This is a genomic window from Nitrospirota bacterium (assembly GCA_040756155.1).
Taxonomy (GTDB): domain Bacteria; phylum Nitrospirota; class Thermodesulfovibrionia; order JACRGW01; family JBFLZU01; genus JBFLZU01.
Genome location: JBFLZU010000111.1, coordinates 4,601 through 9,335 on the forward strand (window position 1 = coordinate 4,601; position 4,735 = coordinate 9,335).

Annotated in this window: 6 protein-coding genes; all 6 read right to left on the minus strand. The window is 42.6% G+C overall.

The annotated features are described in order from the left end of the window. Positions 1–908: acetyl-CoA decarbonylase/synthase complex subunit delta (locus tag AB1488_10635; GenBank protein ID MEW6410544.1), on the minus strand; the 908-nt coding region annotated here is incomplete at its 3' end. Between the two features lie 29 nt (positions 909–937). Then, entirely contained in the window at positions 938–1,726 is a 789-nt protein-coding gene (locus AB1488_10640) for a dihydropteroate synthase (protein MEW6410545.1), read from the minus strand. 40 nt (positions 1,727–1,766) lie between these two features. After that, positions 1,767–2,534 carry a carbon monoxide dehydrogenase gene (locus AB1488_10645; GenBank protein MEW6410546.1) on the minus strand — a complete coding sequence of 256 codons (768 nt, stop codon included), beginning with the start codon at positions 2,532–2,534 and terminating at the stop codon, positions 1,767–1,769. 52 nt (positions 2,535–2,586) lie between these two features. Continuing rightward, positions 2,587–3,417: an FAD-dependent thymidylate synthase gene (gene thyX, locus AB1488_10650; GenBank protein MEW6410547.1), complete on the minus strand. Its 831-nt coding sequence runs from the start codon at positions 3,415–3,417 to the stop codon at positions 2,587–2,589. After that, positions 3,418–4,218: a 3-methyl-2-oxobutanoate hydroxymethyltransferase gene (gene panB / locus AB1488_10655; protein MEW6410548.1), complete on the minus strand. Its 801-nt coding sequence runs from the start codon at positions 4,216–4,218 to the stop codon at positions 3,418–3,420. 37 nt (positions 4,219–4,255) lie between these two features. After that, positions 4,256–4,735 (minus strand): methylenetetrahydrofolate reductase (locus tag AB1488_10660; protein MEW6410549.1); only part of this gene is annotated, 480 nt, incomplete at its 5' end.

The window sequence follows — 4,735 nt, forward strand, 5'->3', positions numbered from 1 at the left end:
TCAATTGCCTTTGGATGTCGCATTATGAGTAGATCAACACCTGCCATGAGCATAGATACAGCAGTTACTACCTCCCAGGTAATACCCCTTTCTTCAGCAGAGCCCCATTCAGGGATGTCTGTTTCAGGGGCAAACGCCTCTTTTACCTTCCAGACATACATCCCTACATCACCAACGATGGGTGGTTGCATTACGGTGTCATTCTGGAGTAAAGCCGCTATCCTTATCCTTTCCATGACCGAGTATGTATACTCTAAGCCATAACCGAGTGCTGAGCACATCGGGTCTACAAACAGTCTTTCCTTATCAAAACCAAATTGCCCTAAGAGTATATTTAGTTGTTTTGATAGGTTTATATCCAGTTGTGACATAGCAATGAGTTTATGGTTATGTGCCATGGCTGCGGCTGCGATGGTCTTATAGTTTTCCTCCTGAGCCTTACCGATTATGCAGTTTTTTCCTTTGGCTGCATCTGCAGCGGCGACAAGGATCTCAGCATCCTTTTCTATATGGTTGCTTCCAAGAATTATCAATGGAACATTTATTGCGTTAACTACATCAGAGACTGTCTTTGCTGCATCCTGCGGGCTACGGTTTTCTCTATCAGGATGCGTGCTTATAAGCCTGAGTGCGATTGATTCTGCGTTGAGTTTTTCTTCACAGTGCTTAGCCCATTTAACAGGATCGCTCACAACATCACCGAATTGACCTTTTAATAAATCAGGCCAATCCTCAGGTGGTGTATCCTGTATTTCAATGGCTATTGCAGGTCTGTGAGGAATCCCACCCTCAAAACTGAGGAAGGGTAGCGTATTTTCCCCACCAATCGTTACAGCCTTAGTACCCCCTCCAAACTGAACTGTAAAAACCTTTCCAGCACAACTCTCTTTAGGTATTGTAAAAGCCATTTTTCTCTATCCTCCTTAAACAGTTAAGGTTACATCTCTAAGTACGAATGTGCATACAGTATGTTCCCCAAAAAGAGATCACTTGTTTTCATTGTATCCATTAATTCCTTATCGGTCGGATCCATAATAGCAGCAGATAAACCTTCGTGCATGAGAATCGTAAGGAATGTTCTGTTTATAAGTCCCCTCAGGTTTTTTGGTGAACCGTTCGAGACATTGCTGAGTCCCACTACTGTTTTCATGGGTGGGTCATTCAACTCCTTAAACATTCTTATAGCCTTTACTGCTCTAAGTGCCTGGTCTTGCATGGTTGATAATTGAAGCACCAGAGGGTCAAGGAATATATCTTCTAATGGTACTCCGTGTTCCATGGCCCTCGCCATTATCTCTGCGGCAATAGCACATCTCTCCTCAGCATCTGCTGGTATTCCACCTTTTCCGAGAGTAAGTCCTATTACCTGAGCATTATATTTTGCAGCTAATTCAAGCATTACAAACCTTTCTGGTTGATTTGATGTAGAATTTATAAGTGCTTTTCCCCATTGGTTATTATGAGCCTTGAGTCCTGATTCCATCGCCTGTGGATTTGTAGTATCAAGGCAGAGTGGAAGTTGAACCACTTCCTGTATTATCCTCACCATCCAGTCCATCAACTCCTCACCCTTTTCCTCAGCGGGTCCTGTATTGACATCAATAAAGTGAGCACCTGCTTTCCACTGGACAACAGCGATCTCCTGTATGGGCTTTGGATCTCGTGCATTCATAGCCTCTCTTACCCGTTTTGCGATTACACTGATCCTCTCACCGATAACAATCATAACCTTCTCTCCTTTCAGTAATTTAAAAATCTAATTATATTTATGGTATCATCAATTCGTCAAGTATATTGTAAAGAGCTCTCAGTGCCCTTGAGTCTTCAGGGAGTGTTATTAAAGGTTTTCCCTGCAAGTCATATTCGAATATCAGGTCATCAGCAGGAACTATACCAAAGAGACTCAGTCCTTCTCTCTCTGAGAGCCTCTTTATATCTCCTTCTATATTGTCAGTCACCCTGTTTATGATCAAGCCTCTCCTTCTGATAGCAAGCTCGAGTTCATCACAGAGGTCATTTATCCTCTTTGCGGTCATTATCCCCCGCACAGTAGGGTCACTGATTATAAGCAGAAGGTCTACATTCTGCGTGGTTCTGCGGCTGAGGTGTTCAAGCCCTGCCTCATTGTCCATAACAACATAGGGATATGTATCTGCAAGTTTGTCTGTATATTTCCTGATTATATTGTTCGCAGCGCAATAGCATCCAGGACCCTCCGGTCTTCCCATTACAAGTAAATCAAAGCCTTTAGATTCGATCAGTGTCTGCTGAATAGAATAGTCAAAGAGCTCTTCCATGCTCATACCACCTGGCCTCTCAACACCACTTCTCACCGTCACCATAGATTGTTCCCTCATGGCGCCAACAGTTGCATGGACATTGACACCTAATATCTCATTTAGATTTGCGTTTGCATCTGCATCTACAGCAAGAACAGGCCCCCTTCTTTTCTCTATAAGGTATCTTACAATCAAGCCAGTGATACTTGTCTTACCTGTGCCACCTTTCCCTGCTAATGCGATTGAATATGCCATCTTCCGTTATCCGTTGACCGTTATCCGTTTCCGGTTTACGAATTTTGGATTATTACTCCTGAAACAACTCCTTTTGAGCGATTGTAACTTTAACCTTTTTAGTTCGTTTCACCTTTCTTTCTTTATATGTGCTACCGTAAATCTTTCTAACCTTTTTTGCCTGGCCACAATTCATATCCCCTTCTGGGCATGGTGCATAAAGGCAGGCAGGACCTGCCTTATGAAAGATTGTTGGTACAATTGGTTTTACCAGTAACAACATCTGATATGCCATATTTCTAATTTCCCACTGTGCCCTGTAACAGCACCGCTGTCTGAAAAAATGCAGGAGTTCACGTGCATTCATTGTAACAATTATCTTTGTTTCTACTGCATTTGGAAGCACAAATCTCGCATCCTGATTCGCAGCCTCGCCCTTTATACCTTTTTCATTCAGTCTTTCAACAAGAAAGTCATACACATTTTGTGATTCAACCATAAAATCTTCAAATCTCTTCTTTGTCTCATTATCATTACTAATAGAAGGTGGAATAATATAATCGAATGTTGTCTGACTTCTGACTTCTGACTTCTGACTTCTGACTTCTGACACGTATCTCTGGGATTGCTGAGAGTATGATGCAAGTCTGTGTCTGACAAGTTGATGGGAACATGCCCTTGAAATACCTTCAATCGCAAATGTAAAAGACGCATGCTCAATTGGGCTCATATGACCAATCTTAACCAGTTTCTCAACAAAGGCCTTCTGATCTTTAGCTTCAATCTTCCCTTTAAGGGATACGATATCTGATGGGCTGTAACAGAGTTTTGCCGCCATTGCCACAGTCTCCTCAGGATTGGGAGTATGTCTCAGTAGAATTACTTTTAATTTTGCTTCGCCCATCTATCTAAATCCCTCTTCCTCTGTAGGGAATCCTCCATTTTCTACATCTTCCTTAAACTGTTTGACAGAACGGAGTGCATCCTCCTTTAGATTTGCATATCTCTTTACAAACTTTGGCACAAATCTATCAAACATCCCAAGGAGGTCATGGAGCACCAGAACCTGTCCATCGCAATATGGTCCTGCGCCAATTCCGATAGTTGGGATAGTAAGTTCTTCTGTTATCCTTTTTGCAAGATCTATCGGTATTACCTCAAGGACAAGGGAGAAAGCCCCTGCATCTTCAACAGCATGGGCATCATCTATCAGCCTTTTTGCACTCTCATCATCCCTTCCCTGAACCTTATAACCTCCCATCCTGTGTATAGACTGAGGGGTTAGTCCTATATGTGCCATTACAGGTATGTCATATCTTGTCAATACCTCTATATGTCTTACTACAGATACCCCACCCTCAAGTTTTACTGCAGATGCTCCTCCTTCTTTTAGGAACCTCCCTGCATTTCTCACCGCATCATCAATACTTGCCTGATATGAGAGAAATGGCATGTCTCCAACTACCATTGCATTCTTTGCTGCCCTCGATACCATCTTCGTATGATAAACCATCTCATCCATCGTTACAGGGAGTGTGTTGTCCAATCCCTGAACTACCATCCCAACAGAATCTCCTACAAGGATAATATCTATTCCTGCTTCATCCACGATCTGGGCAGAGGGATAATCGTATGCGGTAAGCATCGTAATCTTTCTTCCTTCTGCCTTCTTTTTAAAAATCTCTGGTATGGTAATCTTAGCCATAAAGATAAATCAAAATGCAAAAATTTTGAATTTTAAATTACAGCAAACCTGCTATCTCCATGATAAGTGGCACCTTCCCTTCCAACCCTATAGCCATTATGTGCACACCATCGCAGACCATGTCTTCTTTAAGCTCCCTTATCTGTCTTGCGGCAATCTCTATACCTTTATCGAGTGCCTTTTCCTTTCCTGCAGACTTCAACTCCTCAATAAGAAATTCAGGGACAGTTATACCAGGAACAAACTTATTGAGATAGTTCGCCATACCTGCATTCTTCAAGAGTAGTATTCCAGCAAGTATCTTTACATCAAACTGCCTTGCGACCTTCATAAACTCCCTGAATTTTGAAAGGTCATAGACCGCCTGTGTCTGGAAGAACCTTGCCCCTGCCTTCACCTTCTTTTCGAATTTCATAAGCTGTGGCTCTATGGGATTTGCCTCGGGTGTTACCACGGCACCAGGGAAAAGGTCTGTAGCACCCTTAAGGTCATTCCCCATCATGTCTTTCCCTGAGTT